This is a genomic window from Streptomyces sp. Tue6028, from assembly GCF_002300165.1.
In the GTDB taxonomy this organism is placed as follows: Bacteria; Actinomycetota; Actinomycetes; order Streptomycetales; family Streptomycetaceae; genus Streptomyces; species Streptomyces siamensis.
Map to the genome: position 1 here is coordinate 367,290 of NZ_MLCE01000012.1, position 25,560 is coordinate 392,849.

Below are 25,560 nucleotides of genomic sequence, written 5' to 3' on the forward strand. Positions count from 1 at the left end.
CGGCGCGCAGGCATGCGGAGGCGTGCGGGGGTGTGCAGCGGCGCGCGCAGGCGTGCAGAACAAGGGCGGGCCGCGCCCGTCACCGCCCGCCGTCCCGCCGCGCGGCGGCCACCGGTACCGCCCGTACCGCGTAATCCGCCCACGCCGAGATCCTCATATGACCAGTGTGGGACGCACCGCTGTGGACAATGGCCGCACCTTCCCCCACGTCCTGGGCCACACCCGGACAGGATCGGGCAAGCCAGGACAGGGGGATACCCATCGCCGTCCCCAGGAGGACCCGCATGGTGTTGAGCAGACGTACCTTCAGCGCATTCGCCGGCTCAGCCGCGCTCGGCTTCTCCCTGAGCGGCAGCGTGAGCAGTGAGGCGTCCGCCGCCGGAAGGGCGCCCCTCGCTCCCACGGGGCCCGCGCCGGGCCCGCCCGCGGCCGACGGCAGGACGCACACCGTCGGCTTCGACCGGTACTCGATGCTCGTCGACGGCAGGCGACTGGTGCTGTGGTCGGGCGAGGTGCACCCCTTCCGGCTGCCCAGCCCGTCCCTGTGGCGGGACGTCCTGGAGAAGCTGCGCGCCCACGGCTACAACACGATCAGCATCTACGTGTCGTGGAACTACCACTCCGCCGCCCCGGGGTCGTACGACTTCACCGGGGTCCGTGACCTCGACCTGTTCCTGCGGACGGCCGCCGAGACCGGCCTGTACGTCATCCTGCGCCCCGGCCCCTACATCAACGCCGAGGTCGACGCGGGCGGCTTCCCCGGCTGGCTGACCGTCACCCCGGGCAGGGCCCGCACCTCCGACCCGACGTACCTGAAGTACGTCGACGAGTGGCTGACCGCCGTCGACCGGATCGCCGTGCGGCACCTCTACACCCACGGCGGCGGCACCGTCGTCCTCTACCAGCTGGAGAACGAGTACGCGAACAATGTCACGAGCCCTCTCGGCCGCGACTACATGACCCATCTGTACGCCAAGGTCCGCGCCGACGGCATCGACGTGCCGCTGTTCCACAACGACAAGGGCAGGAACGGCCACTGGGCGCCCGGCACCTTCGACACGGCCGGCGAGACGGGCCGGTACCTGTACGCCTTCGACGGCTATCCCTCGCCCGTCGAGCAGCCGCCCGACTGGGGCTGCTTCGGCATCGGCGGTGCCAAGGGCGGCTCGACGGCGAGCCCCGAGACCCCGGGCTTCATGGCCGAGTTCGGCGGCGGCTGGTTCGACCCGTGGGGCGGGGCGGAGTTCGACGGGAAGGGCTACGCCGAATCGCGCCGGACCCGGGACGCCGCGTACGAGCGCCGCTTCTACCTCACCAACCTCGCCAACGGCATCAAGATCCACAACGTCTACATGACGTTCGGGGGCACGTCCTGGGGCTGGCTGCCCGCACCGATCGTCTACACCTCGTACGACTACGGGGCCGCCCTGGACGAGGCCCGCCGGCCCACCGAGAAGCTGATCCCGATTCACCAGATCGGCCAGCTCCTGCACTGCGTGCCCGACCTCGCCAAACTGGACCGGGCGCCGGACGTCACGGTCGGCGACGACACGCCGGTCAAGGTGTATCCGCTGGTCAACCCGGACACGGGGGCGCGTTTCCTGGTCCTGCGCAACGACGCCTCCTCCGAGACCGTCGTCAAGGTGCCGCTCGCGGGATCGACGGTGCCCGTGCCGGTGCCCGGGCTCGACGCGCGCCTCGTCGCCACCGGGATCTCCCTCGGACGGCGCACCCTGCGCCACTCCAGCGCTCAGCCGATGCTGTGGCTCACCACCGGACGCCAGGACATCGCCGTGTTCACCGGACGGCCGGGCGAGCCGACACAGACCGCGATCGAGTGCGCGGGCGAGCCGACGGTCACCGTGCTGGAGGGAAACGCCGGACACGAGTACGCGGACGGCGTGCTCCGCGTGGACGCGCCCCTCGACGGGCTCACCCGGATCCTCGTGGAGGGTGGCGGCACCGCGGCGCCCCTCCTGCTGCTGCTCGCCGACGACACGGCCTCGGGCCGGCTGTGGCGGTACGACACCCCGTCCGGACCGGTGCTGGTGCACGGGCCCGCGCTGCTGCGCTCGGCCACCCTGCGCGGTACCACCGTCCATCTCACCGGCGACACCGTCGAGGCGGCGGACCTGGAGGTGTGGGGTCCGCGCGGGACGACCGAGGTCGTCTGGAACCAGGGCACGGTGAAGACGCTGGCCACCCGGTCCGGCAGTCTGCGGGCCGTGCAGCAACTGCCCGGCGTGCCCGCCGTGCCGCTGCCCACGCTGACCAACTGGCGCCGGGCCGAGGAGAATCCGGAGTCCGCGGCCGCCTTCGACGACTCGTCGTGGAGGACCGCCGACAAGAAGTCCTCGTTCAGCGTCACCCCGGTCCCCGCCGGGCAGCCCGTGCTGTTCGCCGACGACTACGGCTTCCACTACGGAGACGTCTGGTACCGGGGGCGCTTCGCGTCCGCGGGGGACGCGGAGTCCGTCTCCCTGTCGTACGTCGCGGGCGCCCAGGGACTGCTGATGGCCTGGCTGGACGGCGAGCCGCTGGGGACCCACCGCATGCCGGTGCCGGGCAAGAAGACGGTCCGGCAGGGCACGTGGGAGGCCACCGCCACCTTCCCCGTCGAGCCGGGGACGCGCGGCCCGCACGTGCTGTCCGTCCTGGTCCGCCGTATGCAGCACGACGAGGACGGCGCGGCCCGCGACACCCACAAGGTGGCCCGCGGACTGACCGCGGTGAGCTTCGCCGGTGCCTCCCCGGCACTCACCTGGCGGATCCGGGGCGAGGGCGCGCCCGACCCGGTGCGCGGCCCGCTCAACAACGGCGGCCTGTACGGGGAGCGCCACGGCTGGCACCTGCCGGGCTTCGCGGACGCCGGCTGGAAGGTCGTCGATCTCCCGCGGGCCGAACGGCGCCAGGGCGTCGTCTGGTACCGCTGCGACTTCCGGCTCGCCGTCGACACGGGCGTGGACGCGTCGATCGGGCTCACCCTCACCGACGACCCGGCCCGCGCCTACCGGGTGCAGATCTTCCTGAACGGCTGGAACATGGGCCAGTACATCAACGACGTCGGCCCCCAGCACACCTTCGTCCTGCCGAACGGGCTGCTGCGCACCCGGGGGAGCAACACGCTGGCCCTGGCCGTCCTGTCCGACGGGACCACGCCCGCCGGGCCCGGCGAGGTGCGGCTGACGCTGCTCGGCAGCGCGGCCGGAGGAGTGCCGGTGGACCCGGTGGACTCCCCCGGCCCGGCGAAGCGAGGCGCCCGGCGGTGATCCCCGGCCACGCAGGCGGGGCGGGCGGGAATGGTCGGACAGGGCCTAGCGCAGCCGGATCACGTTCCACGACAGCGGTTCCAGGACGGCGGTCAGCGTGCCGTCCCGGAGCGCCGCCCCGTCGACCGGGTGCGGGGTGACCCGCTCCTGGTCGTCGGCGGTGTTGACCGCGTCGGGGTCGGCGTCGGACAGCGCGGTGTGCTCGACGACCGTCGTCAGATCCAGTCGGCTCAGGGCGACTTCGAGCGGCAGCGGCGCGGTCCGGTCGCGGTTGACGGCGAACACGGTGACCGAGCCGTCCTCGGCGCGCACGGCGGTGGCGTGCAGCAGGTCCACCTCGCCGTACTTCTTCGTCTCGTACGTCGGCGAGTCCACCCGCACGTCGAGGACCTCGCCGCGCCCGTACTTCGACGCCTGCGCGAACGGGAAGAACGTCGTCTGCCGCCAGGCCCGTCCGCCCGGCTCCGTCATGATCGGCGCGATGACGTTGACGAGCTGGGCGAGACAGGCGACGGTCACCCGGTCCGCGTGCCGCAGCAGCGCGATGAGCAGGGAGCCGAAGACGACGGCGTCCGTGACGGAGTAGACGTCCTCCAGGATGCGCGGTGCCTCCTGCCAGTCCTCGACGGGGTGCGGGTTGGGCCGGCTCTGGTACCAGACGTTCCACTCGTCGAAGGAGAGGTTGATCTTCTTGGCGGACTTCAGCCGGGCCCCGACGTGGTCGCAGGTCGCCACGACGTTCTCGATGAAGGACTCGGTGTCGACGGCGGAGGCGAGGAAGGAGTCCCGGTCGCCGTCGGTCTCCTCGTAGTAGGCGTGCAGGGAGATGTGGTCGACGAGGTCGTAGGTGTGCTCCAGCACCGTCGCCTCCCACGCGGCGAAGGTCTCCATGCCCTGCCCGGAGGAGCCGCACGCGACGAGTTCGAGGTCCGGTTCGATCTGCCGCATCGCGCGGGCGGTCTCGGCCGCCAGACGGCCGTACTCCTCGGCGGTCTTGTGGCCGGTCTGCCAGGGTCCGTCCATCTCGTTGCCGAGGCACCACAGCCGGATGCCGTACGGGTCCTTGTCCCCGTGCGCGATCCGCAGGTCGGAACGGGCCGTGCCGGAGGGGTGGTTGGCGTACTCCTGGAGTGCCAGGGCCTCGGCGACACCGCGCGTGCCGAGGTTGACCGCCATCATCGGCTCGGCCTGCGGGCCGATCTTCTTCAGGAAGGCGATGTACTCGCCGAGTCCGAAGCGGTTGGTCTCGGTGGAGCGCCAGGCGAGGTCGAGGCGGCGGGGCCGCTCCTCGACCGGTCCCACCGAGTCCTCCCAGTTGTAGCCGGAGACGAAGTTGCCGCCGGGGTAGCGGACCGCGGTGACGCCGAGTTCGCGGACGAGCTCCAGCACGTCCGTGCGCAGACCCGACTCGTCGGCCGAGGGGTGGCCCGGCTCGAAGATGCCGGTGTAGACGCAGCGGCCGAGGTGCTCGACGAACGAGCCGAACAGTCGGGGGTCGACCGCGCCGACGGTGAAGGCGGGGTCGAGGGCGAAGCGGGCGGTGCGGGGCATGGCTTCCTTCCGGAGAGCTGACGAGCGGTGGGGTCTCACTGGCCGGCGAGGCCGGTGTGGGCGACACCCGCGACGATCTGGCGCTGGAAGAAGACGAAGACGACGATGAGCGGGAGTCCGGCCATCAGGCCCCCGGCCATCAGCTGGGCCCACTGGATGCCGTAGGAGTTCATGACCGTCGCGATGCCGTTCGGCATGGTCATCAGGTCGGGGTTGTTGGTCACCATGTACGGCCACAGGAAGTTGTTCCACGAGGCGATGAAGGTGAAGATCCCGACGGCGGACAGCGAGGGCCGGGCGAGCGGGACCACGATGGTGAAGAAGACCCGCCAGCGGCCGGCGCCGTCGATGAACGCGGCCTCCTCCAGTTCGCGGGGGACGCCCTGGAAGAACTTGTAGAGGATGTAGACCATCGCGGCCGGCGCGCACTGCGGGAGGATCATGCCCCAGTAGGTGTCGACCATCCCCATCTGCTGGACGGTGGTGAACAGGGGGACGCCGAGGACGGCGGGGGAGATCATCAGGCCGCTCATCACGACGCCCATCAGGACGCCCTTGCCGCGGAACTCGGTGCGGGCGAAGCCGTATCCGGCGAGCGCGGCGACCGTCAGGACGACGGCCGTCACGAGCACGGACACGACCAGCGAGTTGACGAACCAGTCGGTGATGTTGCCGGTCTCGAAGAGGGCCTTCCACGCCTGGCCCGTCCAGACCTTCGGCAGCCAGTGCGGCGGGATCTCGGCCGCCTCCGCCTCGGACTTGAGCGAGGTGAACAGCGCCGCGGCGATCGGCGCCACGAAGACGGTGGAGACGGCGACACCGATCAGTGTGAGAACGATCTGGCCGGGCGTCCAGGGCTTGCGGGACTTGGTGGTCACGGTCGTCGCGGCGGTGGTCATCGGCCGCCCTCCTCACGGTTGCGCAGCAGCCACATCCGCGCCAGGGCGACGACTGCGATGATCACGAAGAAGATGATGGACATCGCCGAGGCGTAGCCCACGCGGTAGCTGGTGAAGCCCTGTTCGAGGGTGTACTGCACGAACGATCTGGTGCTGAGCTCCGGTCCCGGCCCGAAGTCCATCATCACGACGGCCTGGTCGAAGAGCTGGAGCGAGGCGAGGACCTGGAGCGCGATCACCAGGCCGGTGATGTGGCGCAGCATCGGCAGCGTGATGTGGACCATGCGGTGCCAGGCGCCCGCACCGTCCAGCTTGGCGGCCTCGTACAGGTGGTCGGGGATGCCCTGGAGCGCGGCGAGGTAGAGCAGGAAGCTGAAGCCGACCGTCCACCACAGGGTCTCGATGACGATGGCGAGCATCGCGTACGACTTGTCGGTCAGCCAGGGCGTGTCGGTCCCGAGGACATGGTTGAACATGCCGATGCCCTGGGTGAACAGCCACTGGAACAGATTGCCCGCGACGGTCGACGGCAGCAGGAACGGGGCGAAGAAGCACAGCCGCCACAGCCACTTGCCGCGCTCGATGTTGTGCGCCAGCATCGCGAGCAGGAAGGCGAGCACGGTGATGCACGGCACGACGAGCAGCGTGAAGTACGCGCTGTGGCCGAGCGCGTCCCACATCGCCGAATCGCCCAGGGCCTCACGGTAGTTGTCGAGGCCGACGAAGCTCGCGCCCTCGCCGGAGATGTTGGCGTCCGTGAAGCTGAGGTAGACGCCGCGCAGCAGTGGCCAGATCACGAAGAGCGTGAACAGGACGAGGAACGGGGCGACGAACCAGCCGCCGTGCTGGAGTCCCTGGTTGCGGCGGACGGTGGCGCCGGCCGCGGCGGTCTTCGCGCGCGCCGGTGCGACGACGGTCTCGGCACTGGTCGTGGTCATGCGACCGCACCTCCCTGCGCGGCGGTCCTGCCGTCCATCGGGTTCTTCGAGGCGAGGAGTTCGGTGAGGTCGTTCTTCATCCGCCGCGCGGCGGCGGCCGGCTCGGCGGAGCCCATCGTCGAGGAGACGACGATCGGGCCGAGGTCCTGGGCGAGGACGCCGGTGGAGCCCGCGAACCACACCTTCGGCTCGTTGGCCTGGTGGTCCATGGCGCTCACGTACTCGTTCTGCGGGGTGAGCTTCTGGTACGCGTCCGTGGAGAGCGTCGGCGTGTACGCGGGGATGTGGCCGCCGGCCGCCCACTGGAGGGCGTGCTTGACGACGTAGGCGGCGAGCCTGTGCGCGCCCTTGTCGGCGGCGCCGCCGCGGCCCGCCTGGTGCGGCAGGACGAAGGTGTGCGACTCGGCGTGGGTGGCCTGCTTGCCGAAGACGGGCGGCAACGGGGTCGCGCCGTAGTCGAGCTCGGCGCCGGAGAAGACCGGCACGGACCAGTTGCCCTCCCAGGTGAAGGGGGCACCGTTGATGAACTGCTCGCCGGTGGGGGCACCGGGGATGACGTAGCCGTCGGTGACGTGCTGCCGGAGGAACTCCAGGACCTGGGTGGCCTTGTCGACGTCGAAGAGGACCTCGGTGCGGGCGTCGTCGAACCATTCGCCGCCGAGCTGGGTGTAGAAGGCGACGAAGAACCACCACTGGAAGTTCTGGTCGTTGGTCCACAGGCCGATGGTCTGCAGGCCCTTCTTCGTGACCCTCTTCGCCTTCTTCAGGACGCCGAACCACTCGTCGGTGGAGGTGACCGGCACGATCCTGCCGTCGTCGCCCAGCAGGTCCGCCTTCTTCAGCACGTCCTTGCGGTAGAAGCAGAGCTGGACGTGGACGTCGAGCGGAAGGGCGTAGAGCTTGCCGTCGATGACGCCGCGGTTCCACAGCGCGGGGTTGAAGTCCGCCTGCCGCACGCCGTACTCGGCGAGCAGGTCCACGTCCCAGGGGTCCAGGAGGCGGCCGGGCGAGAACCCGGTGACCCGGCCCATGTGCATGACGCCGAGGTCGGGTGCGCGATTGCCCGCGGCCGCCATGGCGAGCTTGGTGTAGAAGGGGTTGCCCCACTGGAGGGTCGAATCCTTCACGTCGATGCCGGGATTGGCCTTACGGAAGGCGTCCAGCATCGCGATCATGTTGTACCCGTCGCCGCCGCTGAAGAGGTTCCAGTAGCGCACCCGGGTGTCCGCTCCCGACGCGAGCGCGTCCGCGCCGGTGCCGAGCGCGGCGAAGCCGAGGCTGCCCGCCACGGCCAGTCCACTTGCTCCGGCCAGGAGTTGCCTGCGATTCAGGCCAGGTCGTCCCATACCCCGCCCCTACTGTTCGAGATTTCGATAAGCGATCGCAACTTCGAACGGGACCGTAGATAGGAAGCGCTTACGCGTCAATGGTTTGCGCAGAACTTGGGTGACGGGAGGGAAACTCGGCAGGCCGGGGTTCGGTCCGGCCGGACGTCAGGGGGGCCGACGGGACGTCAGACGATCCGAGGGGACGTCAGAAAGCGCTGCCGGGCGTCAGCGGATCGGACTCGACGAACGACGTCTTCAGGGCACGGCCCCGGGCGAGGCTGACGACGTGGGCGAGCCGGGAGCAGCAGGTCTCCGACACCGAGATGACCACAGTGCCGGAGACCTGGTCGTACTCCTGCCGCGCCTGCTCCACCGTCCCCCGGTCCCCCGACCGATCAGCAGACCGCGAGACCGTCGGATCTCACCGGCTGCCACCCCGGAGGGGGAACGCAGACCTGCGCGTCAGTACGCGAAAGGTGCCTGCGCCAGCCCCTTTCCGGCGCCGGGGACGACGAGCACCGAGCCGGAGAGCGGGTGCGGGGCGTCCAGGCCCGTGCGGGCCGTGGTGATGTAGAGGTCGGTCAGGCCGGGGCCGCCGAACGCGCAGGCGGTGGGGCGGCGGACGGGCAGGACGATCACCCGGTCGAGGGTCCCGTCGGGGGCGTAGCGGTGGACCGCCCCGCCGTCCCAGAGGGCCACCCAGACGCAGCCCTCGGCGTCGACGGTGAGACCGTCCGGGAAGCCGTCCTCGACGGCCGCCAACTGCCGCCTGTCGTGCGGCAGTCCGTCCGCGTCCACGTCGAAGACGTCGATGCGCCGGGTCGGCGAGTCGATGTAGTACATCAGCCGGCCGTCCGGGCTCCAGCCCGTGCCGTTGCTGACGGCGACGTCGTCGAGGACCGTGCGCACGGCACCGTCCGGGGTGATCCGGGACAGCGTGCCGCCGCGCGGCGCCTCGTCGTAGCGCATGGTGCCGAACCACAGCGAACCGTCGGGAGCGACCGCCGCGTCGTTCGCGCGGCGGCCGGGGACGGGCTCCCGGTGCAGCCAGCGGAAGGCCTCCCCCGAGCCGGGCGGGCCGTAGAGCCCGACGCCGTCACGGAGGTTGACGACCAGGCCGCCGCCGGCGCGCGGCTTGGCCGCGCCCACGTGCTGCTCGGTGGTCATGACCGTGCGGCGCCCGGAGGCCGGGGCGTAGGTGTGCACCCGGGACCCGAGGATGTCGACCCAGACGAGCCGCTGGGCGTCCGCGTCCCAGGTGGGACCCTCGCCCAGGGCGGCGTCCGCGCGGACCGCGACCTCGGCGGCGCTCATCCGATGCTCCGGTGACCGAGCCGCTCGGACAGCTCGGCGGCGCCCTTCGCGGCGAGCTGCTCCAGCTCGCCGCGGCGCTCGTCGCTCCAGCGGATCATCGGAACGGAGATGGAGAGCGCGGCGACGACCTGTCCCGTGCGGTCGCGGACGGGCGCGGCGACGCAGCTGACGTCCGGGTTGGACTCGCGGCTCTCCACCGCGATGCCGCGCCGGCGGATCTCGGCGAGGGCGGCACGCAGGGCGGCGGGCTCGGTGATGCTGTTGGGCGTCATCGCGACGAGTTCGGCGTCGTCGGGAATGCGCGAGGTCAGCTCCGGCTCGGAGAGCGAGGCGAGCAGCATCTTGCCCACGGAGGTGCAGTGCGCGGGCAGCCGGCGGCCGGCCGCGGACACCATGCGCACGGCGTGCGTGGAGTCGACCTTCGCGATGTAGATGACGTCGGTGCCTTCGAGGATGGCCACGTGCACGGTCTCGTCGCAGGTCTCGGCGACGGAACGGGCCACCTGCTGCCCCTCGGCGGCCAGGTCGAGCTGCTCGGCGTAGCGGCTGCCGAGCTGGTACGGGCGCACACCGAGCCGATAGCGTCCCGGCTGCCCGGGCACCTGGACGATGTACGAACGCGCGGCGAGCGTGGTGACGAGCTCGTGCACGGTGGTGCGGGGCAGCTGTAGTTTGCGCACGATGTCGGGGGCGGAAAGAGTCCCGTCCCCGTCGAGGAAGAGCTCCAGTATGTCCAGAGCCCGGGTCACGGCAGGTACGAGGCGTCCCACGACCGACCCCTCCCTATGTTCGAAATTTCAACAGACGATCGGCATGACGAACACAGGCTAGTCACAGTGGGCTTGGCCGGGCAATGGCCGGTGCGGCGGTACGACCGATGCCGGGCCACGGCCGGTGCGGCGGTACGGCGTCGGCACCGGCCCGCGGCATGATCGGCCGGCCCGACGGCGGCGCCGCGTAAACAACCCTTCAGGTCGATACGTCCAGGGTGTTTCGTTCGGATCAGCCCGGGTCCGCGACGCCCGGCACGGCACCTCGCCGCGTCGTCTGACCACCCGAGTACACCCAGCACGCGGATGATCCTCCGCCGTGCGATGCACCGCACCGGACGCCGCGGCCCGATCCGACCTGATCCGAACGAACCCCCTAGCGGCGGGCTCGGGGGTCGCCGAGTTCGCCGCGCAGGCGCTGGGCCCGCAGCACCAGCTCCAGCTCGAAGCGCCGGTCCGGGTCGTCGATCTCGTCGCCCCACAGCTCCCTGATCTGGCGCAGGCGGTAGCGGACCGTCTGCGGGTGGACGCCGAGGCGGGCGGCCACCTCGGGGGCTCCGCCGCGGGTCTCCAGCCAGGCCAGCAGTGTCTCGGCGAGACGGCGGCCGTGGGTGGGCCCGCAGTGCTCCAGCGGGGCGAGGCACCGGAGCGCCAGATCGTCGATGAGCTCCTCGGGCTGGAGCAGGACGAGCGCCTCGGTGTGCTCCGTGCAGTGCAGAACCCCTCCGGCGGGCAGCAGCCCCCGCTCCATGAGCCGCACGGCGGCCTCCGCCCAGCGCAGCGACTTCGCCGCTTCGGCCAGCGGCACCGGCGGCCCGATCGCGCCGGCCCAGCCGGTCAGTGCCCGGTCCAGCAGCTCCGGCCGGCCGGCGGCGTCGGGCTCGGGCACCACCATGCGGGGCTGCTCGTACTCCATGTCGAGCAGCACGCCCTGCCCCACGGCGGGCGCGACGGCCTCCCTGGCCGGACGCAGCAGCACGCCCACGGCGACCCGGTCGGGCAGGGGCCAGCCGACACGGGCCGCACGTTCGACGAGCGCCTCGGCCGGGTCGCCCCGGTGATGGTGCTCGGAGAACAGCAGCTCCATCAGGCGCCGCTGGAGGCGCAGCCGCTCCCCCGCCTGCCGCGCCGCGGCCTCGGCATAGCCCCGTACGGACTGGTCCACCAGGCCGTCCAGGTACTCGTATCCCGCGTCGACGAGCTCGTACATCGCCGGTGGCGGGATGTCGACGCGCTGCCCGATCTCGGCGAACCGCCGCCAGGCGAGCCTGACCCCCAGCCGGTAGATCGCCTGGAGCGAGTCGAGAGTGCGGCCGTGCAGGCCTTCGCCCCGGCCGAACTCCTGGAACACCTCCGGGGGGACGCGAGGCCTGCCCTCGGCCGCCTCCAGTTGCTGCACGAAGACCTCGATGGCACGCCGGATGCCGACGAGGGCCATCGGCTCGCCGGAGTCGTCCAGCACGAGTGGTAGATGGGGGTACTCGCGGCGGATCTCGCGCAGGATCTCCTCGGCGAGCGCGGGCGCCTCGGCCATGGCGATCGCCGCGAACTGGCGTACCTGGAGCCGGGGAACGTCACGCCACGCCGAGCGCACGGTGAGGGTCCCCGGGCGTATCTGCACCACGCGCTCCGCCTCCGGCGCGCCCCTGCGGCCCGGCACGGTCAGCGCTCCTGGCCGGCATGCTCGTAGGTGATCAACGGGGTGTTGGGCTGGTCGGGCGTCGCGTCGAGCAGCGCCACGATCCCGAGCGCGGCACCCACCGCCAGCAGGGCGGCGGCGCCGACGGTCAGCGCGGCGGCGAGCAGTCTGGACATCGCAGGGTCAGCCTCTCTGTCGGAGGTCGTCCCCACCCGGACCCGTGCGGCCACCGGTCGAGTGGTCCCACGGTCACTGCCCACGCCGGCCCCGTCCGGCAGAGCCAGTCTCGACAATGCATTGACACCCGTCAAGGGTGCGCCTACGGTTCCCGGCCCGTACCGCACGTGCACTTTCCCTCCCGGTGTCGACGCACTCGTATCGCCTCGAACCACCCGATACCTCCCGTGCGTCGAGCCTCCTCACGCCCCTGGAGTGCCCGGATGCGCCGCAAGGTCTCACCCCTCTCGCTGATCCTCCTGGGTCTCGGCACCTTCCTGCTCGTGCTGGCCCCGATGCTCGCCTGGTACGTGGAACCACGCGCCGCCGTGAACCCGATCGACATCGACACGACCGCCGTCTACACCGGCACCGGCAGCGTCTTCGACGTGGACGAGGCCAAGACCGTGAACGACCGGAGGATCACCGTCACCCAGCAGGTGCGCGGCGACGTCGCCGACAGCGAGCGCAGCGGCAAGGCGGTCTGGGACGTGACGACCACGGTCGACACGGACAAGTCGCTGCCGGCGGCGGACCCGCACGACGCGCTGGAGTTCGTGCCGGGCCGCTGGGTGACCGACCGCCGGACGAACGCTCCCGCGCACTGCTGCAAGGAGCACCCGTACTTCGAGGGCGAGGCCTATCTCAAGTTCCCCTTCGACGTGCAGAAACGCGCCTACCGCTGGTGGGACAACTCCCTCGGCGCGACGGTCACGCTGCACTACCGGGGCACCAAGAAGATCCGCGGGTACGAGGGCTACCGGTTCACCGGAACCGTCCCGGCCACCCGGACGGGGACCCGGCAGGTGCCGGGCGCGCTGGTCGGGGAGCCCGAGCGCAGCCAGGTGCTCGCCGAGGAGTGGTACGCCAACCACCTGATCGAGCTGGTCGTCGACCAGCGCACCGGCCGGGTGATCTACGCGCAGGTCGGCCCGCGCCGGACGCTGCGCGCCCCCGGCGGCGAGAAGGACGCGGCGGTGCTCCTCGACAGCCGGAAGCTGGCGTTCGACACCGCGACGCAGAAGGACCAGGTGAAGCAGGCGAAGAGCGAGAGCGGTCAGCTGCGCATGGTGGGGCAGACGGTGCCGATCGGCGCTGGTGTGCTGGGATTCGTCCTCGCCGCCGTGGGGGCCGGTTTGGTGGTACGCGGACGATCTGGTCCCGATACGTCCGACTCTTCCGACCCTTCTCTCACGATGTGATGTTCCGTCAGCTCCACAAAGGCCGGAAATTGTCACCCCGGTGAGTAGCCGCGGGGAACGGCTGGGCGAAAACTGTCCACCCCACCCGAGCACAGCCCACCCACATCCCCGTTACAGCGAACTCCCACATCCCCCACAGTTCGTCGGATCGTGCGCGTCGTCCGCAGGAGGAATTGCGGAAGACGCGTCACCGGACCGGAAGGTGTGAATCCGCACCGAGCCCCACCCCCCACGCTGAGTTCCGCACCCTGAGACGAGTTGGAGCACTCATGCCCCAGCACGTGCCCTCCCCGCTGCGCGCCGCGTTCCCGCGCTCCGCGCAGTACCCCCCGGCGCTCCCCCCACATCCGCGCCGGATCGTCTTCCTCGCCCGCCGCGACCTCGGCAATCCGGCGGCGGGCGGTTCCGAACTCCTGGTCGACCGGCTGGCCGGAGGACTGACCCGGCTCGGCCATCAGGTCACCCTGCTGTGCGGCGGCCCGGCCGCCTACCGCGACTACCGGGTCGTCTCCGCGGGCGGCGATCTCGGCCATTTCCTGCGCGCACGGCCCGCGTTGCACCGCCAGGTCGGCGACTGCGACCTGCTGGTGGAGGTGTGCAACGGCCTGCCCTATCTGGCCCCGCTGTGGCACCGCGGGCCCACCCTGTGCCTGGTCAACCATGTCCACACCGACCTGTGGAGGATGCGCTTCGGCGGACCGCTGGCCCCCGCCGCCCGACTCGGACGAAGACTCGAACACTGGGCCCTGGCCGGTGCGCAGCGCGGCGGTCTGCTGGTCGCCGTCTCGCCGTCGACCGCACACGCCCTGCGCGCGATCGGCGTCGAGCGGGACCGCATCCGGGTCGTGCACAACGGCGTCGAGGAGCCGGGGCCGCGCGCCCTGCGCTCGCCGGAACCGCTGTTCGTGGCGATGGGCCGGCTCGTCGAGTACAAGAGGATCGATCTGCTGCTGCGGCTGTGGGAGCGGGTGCGTCCGGTCACCGGCGGCCGGCTGGTGATCGTCGGCGACGGACCCGAGCGGGAGCGTCTCGAACAACTCGCCGGTCCCCATGTGGAGTTCACCGGACATGTCTCGGAGACGGAGAAGCACCGGCTGCTGTGCGCGGCATGGCTGCTGCTCCACCCGTCCGCCGTCGAGGGCTGGGGCCTGGTGGTCACCGAGGCCGCCGCCCGCGAGACCCCGGCGATCGCCTTCGACGTGCCCGGGCTGCGGGACTCCGTCGTCGACGGCGAGACGGGCCTGCTGGCGCGGGGCGAGTCCTCCTTCGCCGCGGCCTGGTGCACCCTCGCGCTGTCCACGGAGCGTCGCACCCTGATGGGCAGGGCGGCCCGCGACCACGCGGCCCGCTACCGCTGGAACCACACGGTCCACCAGTTCGGAGCGGTGGCCGCGGAGGCGGTGAGGGGCTGGACACCATGACGTCCCCCTGGACCAGGCCCGACGCACAGGCGTCGGGTACGGCGCACGCCCCGCAGGCGGGGCGACCGGCCAAAGCCCCCGGGACCGCCGGGGCGCCGCGCGTCCCAGGAGTCGCGGAGGCCGCCGAGACCGCGCGGGCCCCGCGAGCGGCGGGAGTCCCGACAGCCCCGGGGCCCGCACACGCCCCAGAGGTGTCGAAGTCCGCGGGCAGCCCGGGGAAAGCCGTACCCGGGGCGGTGCCGGGCGGGAACGCCGAGGACCCGCGAGCGGCGGACGGCGGGGTCGGCGGAGGTGCCGAGCGCACCCGGGGCACCGGGTTCAAGGACCCCTCGCTGCGGCGCTCCCTCGCGCTCTTCCAGGCCTTTCTGCACGAGCAGGAGGACCCCGAGTCCTGCTACACGCTGCTCGCCCGGGACGCCGCGGACCAGGTCGAGGCGTACGGCCCCGTGGAGGGCCGCGTCGTCGTCGACGTCGGTGGCGGCAGCGGGTACTTCACCGAGGAGTTCCGGCGGCGCGGCGCCCACGCCTATCTGTTCGAGCCGGACGTCAGGGAGCTGGGGCCCGCACCCGCCGGCTCGACGGTCGTCGCGGACGGCTATCTGCTGCCGCTGGCGGACGGTGTCGCCGACGTCTGCTTCTCCTCCAACGTGCTGGAGCACGTGGCCGACCCGCAGACGTTCCTGAGCGAGATGGTCCGGGTGACCCGCCCGGGCGGCCTGATCTATGTGTCGTTCACGAACTGGCTGTCCCCGTGGGGCGGCCACGAGTGGGCGCCCTGGCACTACCTCGGCGCCGAGCGGGCCCGCGCCCGCTACCGCCGCCGAACCGGAAGGGACGCCAAGCACACCCTCGGCGAGAACCTCTTCGCCGTGCACATCGGCAGCACCCTGCGGCAGGTGCGCGCTCGCGACGACGTCACGGTCGTCTCGGCCCGCTCCCGCTACTGGCCGTTCCTCGCGTCGGCCGTCGCGAAGACGCCCGGACTGCGCGAGTTCGCCACCTGGAACCTCCTCCTCATCCTCCGGCGGTGTCCACCATGACGAGCACGGTCCAGGCTCCTCCCCCGGCAGCCGTCCGCCCCGCCACGACCGCGGCCGGCCCCCCGCAGGGGCCGCGCTCGCGCGGCTGGCTGCTGGGTTTCTGGGCCGTGGTGTTCGTCCTCTTCCTGGCCGTGCATCCCGGACGGGCGACGTTCGACACCAAGCTCGGCGTGGCACTCGACCCGTGGCAGTTCCTGTCCGACCTGGGCCAGTTGTGGCACGACCGGGGAGGCTTCGGCGGCCTCCAGGACCAGTACGTCGGCTACGCGTGGCCGATGCTGCCGTTCTACGGTCTGTGCAGGCTGATCCACCTGCCGGTGTGGCTCGCGGAGCGGCTGTGGCTGTCGCTCGTGGTGTCCGTCGCCTTCTGGGGCGCGCTGCGGCTGGCGGAACGACTGCGCGTGGGCAGCGCGGCCTCACGCCTGCTCGCCGCCGTCGCGTACGCACTGTGGCCGGTCTTCACGGTCGTCGTCGGCTCGACCTCCGCGGCGGCACTGCCGGGTGCCTTCCTCCCCTGGGTGCTGCTGCCGCTCGCCGACGAGCGGTACGCCGCCCGGATCGCGGCCCTGCGCTCGGCGCTCGTCGTCCCCTTCATGGGCGGAGTGAACGCGGCGTCGACCCTGGCGTCGCTGCTCCCCGCCGGGCTGTACCTGCTGTCCCGCCCCCGCGGGCCCCGGCAGCGCAAGCTGCTCGCCTGGTGGGTGCCGGGCGTGATCCTGGCGACGGCCTGGTGGTGGATCGCCCTGCTGGTGCTCGGCGTCTACGGCGAGAACTTCCTTCCCTACGTGGAGACTTCGGCGACGACGACCGCCACCATGTCGGCGACCGAGTCGCTGCGCGGCGCGGGCAACTGGGTGGCCTACCTGAACTTCGGGGAGGCCTGGCTGCCGGCCGGCTGGACCGTCGCGTCCTCGGTGGTCGTGATCGTCTGCTCGGCGCTCGCGGCCGGTCTGGGCCTGGCCGGACTGGCCAGACGGGACATGCCCGAGCGGCGCTGGCTGGTACTGACCGTGCTCACCGTCGCGCTCGTCACCCTCGCCGGGTACGGCGGCTCGTTCGGCGCGCCGTTCCACGGGGTGGTCCAGGACTGGCTGAACGGCTGGCTCGTCCCCTTCCGCAACATCTACAAGTTCCAGACAGGGCTCGCCCTCGCGCTCGTCCTGGGCCTGGCCCATCTGGTCGCGGTCGCGGCCGAGACACGCGGCGCCCGCCCGGTGCGCGGCCGGCGCCTCGCCCCGCTGATCGCCGCCGTGCTGGTGCTGCCCGGGCTCGCCTGGCCGTACCTCAACGGGTCGATCCTGCAGCCCGGTTCGTTCCAGGAGCTGCCCAGGTACTGGCAGACCACGGCCGACTGGCTGGAGAAGTACTCGCCGGACTCCCGAGCCCTCGTCGTGCCCGCCACCGCGCACGGCATCTACACCTGGGGCTCCCCGATCGACGAGCCCCTGGACGTGCTCGCCGACTCCCGCTGGGCCGAGCGCGACTACGTGCCCTTCGGCACCCCGGGCAACCGGCGCGCCATGGACGCGGTGGAGCAGGCGCTGACGACCGGCGGCCAAGTCCCCGGCCTCGCGGACTACTTGAGCCGCGCCGGCCTCCACTACGTCGTCGTACGCAACGACCTGGACCCCGACCAGCTCGGGTACGTGCCCACCGCCACGGTGCGGCGCACCCTGGAGCAGTCCGGATACCGACGGGTGACCGGGTTCGGCCCGGTCACGACCGGCGGGCGGATCGCGAACGACACCCCCCTCCAGGTGGAGGGCCTCTACCCGCGCGGGCGCGCCGTGGAGATCTACGAACCCGCCGACCGGGACGTGCCGCGGCCCGGTCAGGCCGGACTGAAACCGATCGCCGACACCGCTGTCGTCTCCGGCGGTCCCGAGGCGCTGCTGCCGCTGGCCGCCGATCCGGCGGCGCGGGGCCGGGCCGCCGTGCTGACCGGCGACAACCACCCCGGTCTCGGCACCCCGCAGGTCCAGGTGGTGGGCGACGGGCTGCGGCGCGCCGACACCCGGTTCGGCCTGGTCGACGCCAACACCTCGTACACGTACACGCGCGACCAGCGCAACGACAGCGGCAGCGTGCAGGACGCGGGGAGGAAGCCGCACCAGATCCTGCCGACGAAGGGCATCGAGCACCAGACGGTCGCCCAGCTGCGCGGCGCCCGCTCGGTGACCGCGTCCTCGACCGGCAACTGGCTGTTCCACCTTCCGCAGTACGACCCCGTGAACGCCTTCGACGGCAACCCCGACACGGCCTGGGCCGAGGGCGCGGCGGGCTCGGCGGACGGGCAGTGGCTGCGGATCCGCTTCGACGGGTCCGTGGACGTGCCCTCGTCGTTCGAGGTGACACCGCTGCCGCAGGACGGCGTGCGCGCGGCGGCGACGCGCATCCGGGTGGAGACGGAGAAGGGCTCCGTCACGAGCTATCTCCAGCCGAACGGCATGAAGCAGACGGTCAGGGCGCGCCCCGGGTCCACGGGCTGGCTGAAGATCACGATCGTGGACTCGACACGGCCGCACGCCGGTCTCACCGGTGCGGGCTTCTCCGAGATCGCCCTCCCGGACGTCCAGGTCACCCGTCTGCTGCGGCTGCCCACGGACGCCTCGGGGCCGGACGCGTCCGCGGCGTCGGCCGAGGTCGTCTCCCTGCACCGCACCACCGACCCCACCGGGCTCTCCGCCACCGGCACGGAGGCGGGGCTGCACCGCAGCTTCGCCACCTCGACGGTGGGGACGTACGCCATGAAGGCGAGCGCGGTCCCGGTCCCCGGCGCCGAGCTCGACGAGTTGCTCTACGAGGTGGCGCCCGACCAGCAGAGCCGGATCAAGGCGACGGCGGACTCCACCGCGCGGCTCGGCGCCGGTCTGTCCGCGCGCAATCTCACCGACGGCGACCTCACCACGGCGTGGATCGCCGGCGGCAACCCGACGATCCATCTGAGCTGGCCGGACAAGCAGCCGGTCTCGTCCCTCGTGCTGGCCCCGGCGGGCGGTCTGTCGACCCGGCCGACCAAGGTGGAGATCAGTTCCCCGGACGGAGCGGCCGTCGTCGGCGTCGACGAGAACGGCTGGGCCCGCTTCGACCCCATCACCACCGACCGCCTCGACATCACCGTCACCGAGACCGCTCCGCTGACCGTCCACAACCCGGTCGCCGACGCCGATCTGCAGCTGCCGGTCGGCCTCACGGAGGCGTACGTCCCGGCGCTCGACCGGTACCGCACCCCGCAGCCGTCCGGCACCCGCCCGTTCTCGCTCCCGTGCGGGAAGGGCCCGGTCGTCGCGGTCGACGGGAAGTTGTACGAGACCGCCGCGAAGGGCACGGTGCGGGACCTGGTCGAACGCCGGGCCGTCGAGGTGACGCTCTGCCAGGAGGGGCGCGAGGACGCGGCGCTGGACTTCGCCGACGGCTCCCACCGCGTCGAGTCGGGGGACGCCGGGCCGCTGGCGCTCACGGACGTGACGCTGACGCGCGGGACGGTGGACGAGGCGGCCGGCGTCGGACGCGAGCTGACGATCCGGGACTGGCTGGGCGACCGCCGTACGGTGACGGTCGGCTCCGGCGCGGCCTCGTACCTGACGACGTACGAGAACTACAACGACGGCTGGAAGGCCACGCTGAACGGCCGGGAACTCACGCCGGTACGGCTCGACGGCTGGCAGCAGGGCTGGCAGATCCCGTCCGGCGCGGGCGGCACGGTCACGCTGTCGTACGAGCCGTCGACGACGTACGAGGCGGGGCTGATCGGTGGCGGCGTCGCCGTGGCCGTCCTCGTGGGACTCGTCCTGTGGCGGCGCCGCGCGCCCAACCCGGACGCACCGCAGCCGGAGGCCCCGCTGCCCGGTCTCTGGCCGGGTCTCGTCGCGCTCACCCTGGTCGGCGTGGTCGTCGCGGGCTTCTTCGCCCTGCTGGTGCCGGCGCTGGCCCTGCTCGCGCGACGGCGGCACACCCTGCTCGTCCCGATCGCGTTCCTCGCGCTCGCCGGCGCCGGGATCGCCGCGGCGACAGGCGCAGGTTCGCCGGTGTCCGCGGACGAGGGAGCCTTCGGGCCGACCGCCCAACTCCTGGCACTCATCGGCCTGTTCGCGGGCCTGGTGAGCGTACGGGAGCCGGGGTCCGGCACCGTCCCGGCCGCGCGGCCGACCCAGCCGCCGGCGTCGTCGGAGGCCCCGACGGCACCGCTGCCGCACCGGGTGCGCGGGACGAGCGGAGGCCCGGGGAGCGGAACCCCGGCCGGTCCGCTGCCCGGAGGCTTCGAGAAGAAGGCGCGGGCCGACGAGCCGGGTGCCGGCTCGGCCACGGCGGAGCCGGGAACGGCCGCGGGGTCCGCTTCGGGCGGGGAGCGGTCCGGTGCGGCGGAAGGGGGGCGGTCCGGTGCGGGAGGGGAGCGCCGGGTCGCGTCCGGTCCGACCGTCTCCGCCCGGGGGCCGGGGGCGGACCGGGCCGAGCCCGACCCGCCGACCGCGCGCATCGCGCTGCGCAAGCCGCGGTTCAGGGTGACACCGCCCGAGGAGCCCGGTCCGCGCACGGGCCAGGACACGGGCTCGGGCGCGGGCTCGGCCTCGGCCTCGGGCACGGGCACGGGCACGGGCTCGGGCGCGGGCTCGGACACGGGCTCGGACACGGGCTCGGGGAGGGGCGACACCCCATGACGGCTGTGGAGCACCCCCCGCGGGACGGCACGGGCGGCCCGGCCCGGCCGCCCGTCCGCGTCCCGTTCCCGGTGGTGGACGAGGTCGCCCGGCACTGCCTCCAGGAGGAGGAACCGGAGACGGTCCACATCGAGGTCCACCTGCCGGGACGGCTCGAACCGGCGCGGCTGAGGGCGGCGTTCGCGGAGGCGCTCCGCCGCCATCCCCGCATCCTGATGCGCGAGGCCGCGCGCCCCTGGTACCGGCGGCGCTACGAGTGGGAGCTGACCTCCGAACCCGACCTGGACGTGGTGGCCTTCCCGCTCCCCAGCCGGGACGCGCTGCGCGACGCGCGGACCCGGGCACTGCTGACGGCGCCCCCGCTGACCGCCTCCCCGCCGATCCGGCTGGAGGTGGTCGAGGGCGCGGGCCCGGCGATCGGCAGCGAGGCGACCGACGCGGTCGGCCGGACGGGCGCGGCCCTCCGCACCAGGGCGGCCGTCCCCACGGGGGCGGACAGCGGTCCCGCGGCGGGAGGCGGCCCCGCGACGGGCACCGACGGCACCGCGACCGGCGCGGGCAGCGACGACGACAGCCACGGCCCCGACGCCACCGCGGGCAGCGGCACCGGGGCAGGAGACCCCTCCAGGACGGGAGACGGCGCCAGGGCAGGAGACCCCTCCAGGACGGGAGACGGCGCCGGGGCAGGAGACCCCTCCAGGACGGGAGACGGCGCCAGGGCAGGAGACCCCTCCAGGACGGGAGACGGCGCCGGGGCAGGAGACGGCGGTCCCGACGCCGGCGCCGGCGGCAACCGCACCGATGCGGCAGCCGGTGCCGGCGGTGGGCGGCCGGAAGGGAAGGGCACCGTCCTCTTCCTCACCATCAACCACACCGCCCTGGACGGCCCCGCCTGTCTGCGCATCCTGGCGACGGCGGCCGAGCTGTACGGAGGCCGGGACAACACCCCGACGGCGCCCCCGGTGCGGACATCGGAGGCGCCGGGGGCGGAGGAGGCGGTGGGCCCTTCCACCTGGACCCCGCCCGCCCGGGTCGCCCACGGCACCCCCGAGCCGTCCGCGGGCAACGGCCTGCTCGTCACCGAACTGAGCGTGCCGCGCCGCCCCAAGGGCTCCCCGTACACGGTGAACGACCAGCTCATGGCCGCGACGGTGCTGATGGTCGCCCACTGGAACCGGGAGCACGGCGCGCGACCCCGCCCGCTGCGCGTCACCATGCCGGTCGACGACCGCACGAGGGACGCGGACATGCCGATCGGCAACGGCACACGGCTCGTCGAAGTCACCTTCGCGCCGGACGAGGTGAACGCGGACCGGATGGCCGAGCTGCTGCGCCGCACGGCGAACCGCACCCGTGCGCTGAAGTCCGTCGACCGCCCCCAACTCGGCCACGGCGCGGCCCTGCTGACCGCCCCCGTGGTCCCCGTCGCCTGGCGCGCCACCGTCACCCGGGGACTGCGGCGGGCCGCCGGGCCGTGGACGTCGACCGTCCTGCTGAGCAACATCGGCCGCATCCCGTACGCCCTGGACTTCGGTGAGGCGGCCGGCCGCGCCCACGCGGTCTGGTTCTCCGCGCCCGCCCGCATGCCGCGCGGCCTGACCGTCACGACGGCGTCCACGGCGGGCCGTCTGCACCTCGCCCTGCGCTGGTCGCGGACGCTGCTCAGCCACGGCGACGGCGCCCATCTGCGCGACCTCTTCGAGCACTATCTGCACGCCACGGAGCTGAGAGAGGCGAACGGCGCATGACCACGACAGCACCGGCCCCCGGCGGACTGCGCGACTTCTACGAGGACCCCTCCGTCCCCGTCGCCTCCGGGACACCGCGCAGCCTGCGGCAGGCCCGCATGCTGGCCGCCGCGCTCGGCCCGGCCACGGCGGGCCCGCGGACCGTCCTGGACATCGGCTGCGGGGACGGCACCGCCGCCGCGACCGCGGCCCCGCTGCTCGCCGGGCACCGCCTGGTCGGCGTCGACTGGTCGCAGGACGCGCTCAGACGCGCCCACGCGCGGCTGCCGTACGCGGTCCGCGGCGAACTCGGCGACGGCGGGCTGCCGTTCGCGACCGCGTCGGCCGACGCGGTGCTCTTCAGCGAGGTCGTCGAGCACCTGGCCGACCCGGACTCCGCCCTGGACGAGATCCGCCGCGTGCTGCGCCCCGGCGGCCACCTGATGCTCTCCACCCCGAACCTCGCCGCCTGGTACAACCGGGCCCTGCTCCTCGCCGGCGTCCAGCCCGTCTTCTCCGAGGTGAGCCTGCGCGCGATCCACGGCCGCCCGGGCAAGGAGGTCGTGGGCCACCTGCGGCTGTACACGGCGCGCGCGCTGCGGGAGTTCGTGACCGCCTCGGGCTTCGAGGTCGTACGGCTGGCGGGCGCCCCCTTCCACGGCGTACCGCGTCCGCTGCGCCCCCTGGACCGGCTGGCCTGCGCCGCGCCGTCCCTGTCGTCCATCCTGCTCCTGCACGCACGAAGGACGTAGCCCATGTGGTGGGGAGTGGCCGCGGCACTGCTGGCGAACGTCCTGTACAGCACCGGATTCGTCCTGGAGAAACGCGCGCTGGCGGCCCTGCCCGACGTGGAAATCCGCCGCCCCGCCCGGCTGTTGCGGCTGGTGCTGGGCAGCCCGCTGTGGATCGGCGGCTCGCTGGCCCTGGCCGCCGGGTTCGCTGCCCAGCTCGCCGTCTACCGCACGCTGCCGATCGCCGCGGCGCAGGGCATCTTCGTCTCCGGGCTCGTCCTGCTGGTCCTGCTCTCCTCCCGGCTGCTCGGTGAGGAGACCACGGGCCGCGAGCGGTACGCGCTCGGCGCGATCCTCGCCGCCCTGCTGATGGTCGTGCTGTCCCTGAACGAGGACTCCGACACGGTCAGCCGCGGCGCGCCCGCCCCGCTGATCCTCACGGTCTGCCTGCCGACGCTGTCGCTGGGCGTCTGGCTGTACGGAGCGGCCGAGCGCCGGTCCCGGAACCGGCACCGCATGCCGACCACCGGCGTCGAGTACGGCGTGGCGGTGGGGCTGCTGTACGGGGTGAGCTCACTGGCCATCAAGGGCGTGTCGAGCCGCCTGACCGCCCACGACCCGGGAGGAGCCGTCCTCGCCCTGCTCCGTTCCCCCTACCCGTACCTGCTCGTGTTCACCGGCGCGTTCGGCCTGGTCATGTCGCAGGCGGCGCTCCAGCGCTGCCGGGCCTCGCTCATCGTGCCGGTCTGCACGACGGTGACCTCGCTGTTCACCGCAGTGCTCGGCACGCTCGCGTTCGGCGAGGCGCTGCCGCACGACCCGGTCCGGCTCGCCCTGCGCCTGGCGGGCACCGCTCTCGCGGTGGCCGTCCTGCTCGCCATGCCCAAGCACGACGAAGCACCCCGACCGCCCATCGGTGCCAAGGAGTTGACACCCCCATGAACCCGGACGACCCGCTGCTGAGGATCCTGGCCTGCCCGCTGGACAAGGGGCCGCTCCACCTGCTCGTACCGGACGAGTCGGTGGCGGCGGAGGAAGCGCTGTACAACCCGAGACTGCGCCGCCGCTACCCGGTCGTCGACGGCATCCCTCAGCTGCTGCCGTCCTCCGGGGTGCAGGTCACCGAGGACGAGCACGAGGAGCTGCTGAAACGCATGGCTCCCTGAACCGGCCGCGGAGCGGTCCGGGTGGGCGACGATGGACGCATGCCGGCCAAACGCCCCACCGCCCCCTTCACTCCGCTCGACTTCCAGCTGGTCCTGCTGCGCCGTATGGCCGACCACAACCCCGGTCTCGTCGAGGACGCCCGCCACCGGCTCGGCGTCGGTGTCGCCGACATGCGCGAGGCCAACCGCCGCTGGCAGGCGATGCTGCACGCCCCGCGCTCCCGCTCCGCGGTCGCCCGCTACCGTTCGGTCCTCGGCGAGCCGGAGTCCGTCAGCCCGCGCCGGATCGGCGACCTGGACTGCGAGGCCCTGCTGTGGCCCGTCCCTCTCTGGTCCGAGCTGCGCTTCGAGGTCCTCGTCGCGCCGAACGGCGTGGCCTGGAACGAGTGGCTGGTGCGTGCCCCCGGTGCGCCCGGCCCCGAACTGCGCACCGTGGACGACCTTCTCCCCTGGTCCTGCACGGTCGACGAGGCGGCCCGCGCGTTCGCCCCCGCACGCCCCCTGGAGGGCACGGCGCCGACGCGCTGGGGCCTGGCGTTCACGGCGCCGGACGCGTCGGGGGCCGCGCGGGAGTGCGCGGCGGAGTTCACCTGGGGGCTGCTGCAGCGCGTCGCCGTCAGAGAGCGGCCCTGAGGACCGCCTCCACGACGGCCGGCACCGACCCGGGGTGCAGCCAGAGGAAGAGGTTCGGCTCGATCAGTTCCAGCTCCATCACGCGGGGCTCGCCGTCGTCGCCGTCGACGAGGTCGACCCGGGCGTAGAGCAGCGCGTCGGGCCCGCCCGGCACGGCGGCCAGCGCCCGCCCGGCCACGGCGAGTTCCGCGGCGGACGGCTCCCAGACCTCCAGCCGGGGATGCGGGACCTTGTCACCGTCGAAGGGCGTCCCCGGCTCCAGGACGGCCCCCTTCCGGCTGGCGTGCAGCAGCCGTCCGCCGTAGAACTGCAGGGCCCGCTCGCCGCGGACGTCGACGCCCTTCAGGTACGGCTGCACCATCGCGGTCAGGCCTTCCGCGTGCATCCGCGCGAGCTGCCGCACGGCCGTCTCCCGCTCCTCGGGCAGGTACCGGGCGGCATACCGCGCGCCGGCCCCGGCGGTCGGCTTCACGACGAACTCCGTCTCCGCGGGCAGCTCGACGGGGTCGCCCGGCGCGAGGTACCGGGTGGGCACGACGGGCACGCCCGCCGCCGCGAGGTCGCCGACGTACCGCTTGTCCGCGTTCCATCGCACGACGTCCGCCGGGTTGGCCAGCCGGGTCGCCTTCGCGCAGCGCTCGACCCACGCCACGAACTCGGCCAGGCGCCGGCTGTAGTCCCAGGTGGACCGGATCACGACGAGGTCGAAGGCCGCCCAGTCGACCGTGGAGTCGTCCCAGTGGACGACGGCGGCCTCCGCACCGGCCTCCTCCAGGGCGGCCCTGAGCACGGGCAGGTCCCGGTCCGCGCTGGTCTCCCCCTCCTCGGGCCGGTAGGTGGCGAGCGCGATACGGGCGCGGTCGGCTGTGCGGGCCACGGCGGACTCCCTCTTCGTACGACTGGTCCTCGGGGAGGCTAACAACCACCCGGGCGCCCGCCCCAGGCCTTTTGACCTCCCCCTTCGCCGCGGCACCCGCGGGCCGGTGCCCGGACGGGCCGTCCCGCGGGCGGGAAAGATCGTTCGGAAAACCCTGGCACCGGCCGGAGGGGGCCCGTAC

20 protein-coding genes are annotated in these 25,560 nt (G+C 72.9%); 10 read left to right on the forward strand and 10 right to left on the reverse strand.

Going from position 1 to position 25,560, the window contains the following annotated elements; translation table 11 throughout:
- Positions 1 to 284: 284 nt before the first annotated feature.
- Positions 285 to 3,269: a beta-galactosidase gene (locus tag BKI49_RS11230; protein WP_095934083.1), complete on the forward strand. Its 2,985-nt coding sequence runs from the start codon at positions 285 to 287 to the stop codon at positions 3,267 to 3,269.
- A gap of 45 nt (positions 3,270 to 3,314) precedes the next feature.
- Here BKI49_RS11230 and arfA read toward each other — a convergent pair whose 3' ends face one another.
- The 9 genes from arfA to BKI49_RS35255 form a co-directional block, all read right to left on the reverse strand.
- Positions 3,315 to 4,820 carry an arabinosylfuranosidase ArfA gene (arfA, locus tag BKI49_RS11235; RefSeq protein WP_095934084.1) on the reverse strand — a complete coding sequence of 502 codons (1,506 nt, stop codon included), beginning with the start codon at positions 4,818 to 4,820 and terminating at the stop codon, positions 3,315 to 3,317.
- 35 nt (positions 4,821 to 4,855) lie between these two features.
- The gene (locus tag BKI49_RS11240) at positions 4,856 to 5,719 is read right to left on the reverse strand and encodes a carbohydrate ABC transporter permease (protein WP_095934085.1); all 864 of its coding nucleotides are present in this window, start codon (positions 5,717 to 5,719) and stop codon (positions 4,856 to 4,858) included.
- Complete coding sequence (locus BKI49_RS11245) at positions 5,716 to 6,657, reverse strand: carbohydrate ABC transporter permease (protein WP_095934086.1); 942 nt, start codon at positions 6,655 to 6,657, stop codon at positions 5,716 to 5,718. Before BKI49_RS11245 ends, BKI49_RS11240 begins: the two co-directional genes overlap by 4 nt.
- Positions 6,654 to 8,003 (reverse strand): extracellular solute-binding protein, encoded by a 1,350-nt coding sequence (locus BKI49_RS11250; protein ID WP_095934087.1) that lies wholly within the window; start codon positions 8,001 to 8,003, stop codon positions 6,654 to 6,656. Before BKI49_RS11250 ends, BKI49_RS11245 begins: the two co-directional genes overlap by 4 nt.
- Positions 8,004 to 8,190: 187 nt before the next feature.
- Complete coding sequence (locus BKI49_RS35250; RefSeq protein ID WP_179332400.1) at positions 8,191 to 8,358, reverse strand: hypothetical protein; 168 nt, start codon at positions 8,356 to 8,358, stop codon at positions 8,191 to 8,193.
- An 89-nt stretch (positions 8,359 to 8,447) separates the two neighbouring features.
- Positions 8,448 to 9,299, reverse strand: coding sequence for an SMP-30/gluconolactonase/LRE family protein (locus BKI49_RS11255; RefSeq protein ID WP_095934088.1), 852 nt, complete (start codon positions 9,297 to 9,299; stop codon positions 8,448 to 8,450).
- The gene (locus tag BKI49_RS11260) at positions 9,296 to 10,069 is read right to left on the reverse strand and encodes an IclR family transcriptional regulator (RefSeq protein WP_095934089.1); all 774 of its coding nucleotides are present in this window, start codon (positions 10,067 to 10,069) and stop codon (positions 9,296 to 9,298) included. The genes BKI49_RS11255 and BKI49_RS11260 overlap by 4 nt, the downstream gene beginning before the upstream one ends.
- Before the next feature lie 376 nt (positions 10,070 to 10,445).
- Positions 10,446 to 11,690: a PucR-like N-terminal domain-containing protein gene (locus BKI49_RS11265; protein WP_095934139.1), complete on the reverse strand. Its 1,245-nt coding sequence runs from the start codon at positions 11,688 to 11,690 to the stop codon at positions 10,446 to 10,448.
- A gap of 41 nt (positions 11,691 to 11,731) precedes the next feature.
- A complete protein-coding gene (locus BKI49_RS35255) occupies positions 11,732 to 11,884 on the reverse strand; it encodes a hypothetical protein (protein WP_179332401.1) in 153 nt (50 codons plus the stop codon).
- Positions 11,885 to 12,148: 264 nt separating this feature from the next.
- Here BKI49_RS35255 and BKI49_RS11270 point away from each other — a divergent pair, with 264 nt between their 5' ends.
- The 9 genes from BKI49_RS11270 to BKI49_RS11315 all read left to right on the forward strand — a co-directional run bounded on the left by BKI49_RS11270 (position 12,149) and on the right by BKI49_RS11315 (position 24,502).
- A complete protein-coding gene (locus BKI49_RS11270; protein WP_095934090.1) occupies positions 12,149 to 13,126 on the forward strand; it encodes a cell envelope lipid trafficking protein PgfA in 978 nt (325 codons plus the stop codon).
- A 269-nt stretch (positions 13,127 to 13,395) separates the two neighbouring features.
- Complete coding sequence (locus tag BKI49_RS11275; RefSeq protein WP_095934091.1) at positions 13,396 to 14,547, forward strand: glycosyltransferase family 4 protein; 1,152 nt, start codon at positions 13,396 to 13,398, stop codon at positions 14,545 to 14,547.
- Between the two features lie 332 nt (positions 14,548 to 14,879).
- Positions 14,880 to 15,587 carry a class I SAM-dependent methyltransferase gene (locus BKI49_RS11280; protein ID WP_095934140.1) on the forward strand — a complete coding sequence of 236 codons (708 nt, stop codon included), beginning with the start codon at positions 14,880 to 14,882 and terminating at the stop codon, positions 15,585 to 15,587.
- The gene (locus BKI49_RS11285) at positions 15,584 to 20,245 is read left to right on the forward strand and encodes an alpha-(1->3)-arabinofuranosyltransferase (protein ID WP_095934092.1); all 4,662 of its coding nucleotides are present in this window, start codon (positions 15,584 to 15,586) and stop codon (positions 20,243 to 20,245) included. Before BKI49_RS11280 ends, BKI49_RS11285 begins: the two co-directional genes overlap by 4 nt.
- The gene (locus BKI49_RS35735; protein WP_257004708.1) at positions 20,242 to 21,993 is read left to right on the forward strand and encodes a condensation protein; all 1,752 of its coding nucleotides are present in this window, start codon (positions 20,242 to 20,244) and stop codon (positions 21,991 to 21,993) included. The genes BKI49_RS11285 and BKI49_RS35735 overlap by 4 nt, the downstream gene beginning before the upstream one ends.
- Complete coding sequence (locus BKI49_RS11300; RefSeq protein WP_095934093.1) at positions 21,990 to 22,724, forward strand: class I SAM-dependent methyltransferase; 735 nt, start codon at positions 21,990 to 21,992, stop codon at positions 22,722 to 22,724. Before BKI49_RS35735 ends, BKI49_RS11300 begins: the two co-directional genes overlap by 4 nt.
- A gap of 15 nt (positions 22,725 to 22,739) precedes the next feature.
- Positions 22,740 to 23,645, forward strand: coding sequence for a DMT family transporter (locus BKI49_RS11305; protein ID WP_095934141.1), 906 nt, complete (start codon positions 22,740 to 22,742; stop codon positions 23,643 to 23,645).
- Entirely contained in the window at positions 23,642 to 23,869 is a 228-nt protein-coding gene (locus BKI49_RS11310; protein ID WP_095934094.1) for a Trm112 family protein, read from the forward strand. Before BKI49_RS11305 ends, BKI49_RS11310 begins: the two co-directional genes overlap by 4 nt.
- Before the next feature lie 39 nt (positions 23,870 to 23,908).
- Positions 23,909 to 24,502, forward strand: a complete 594-nt coding sequence (locus tag BKI49_RS11315; RefSeq protein ID WP_095934095.1) for a hypothetical protein — start codon at positions 23,909 to 23,911, stop codon at positions 24,500 to 24,502.
- Here BKI49_RS11315 and BKI49_RS11320 read toward each other — a convergent pair.
- Positions 24,486 to 25,379, reverse strand: a complete 894-nt coding sequence (locus BKI49_RS11320) for an ATP-grasp domain-containing protein (RefSeq protein WP_095934096.1) — start codon at positions 25,377 to 25,379, stop codon at positions 24,486 to 24,488. The genes BKI49_RS11315 and BKI49_RS11320 overlap by 17 nt on opposite strands.
- Between the last annotated feature and the right edge of the window lie 181 nt (positions 25,380 to 25,560).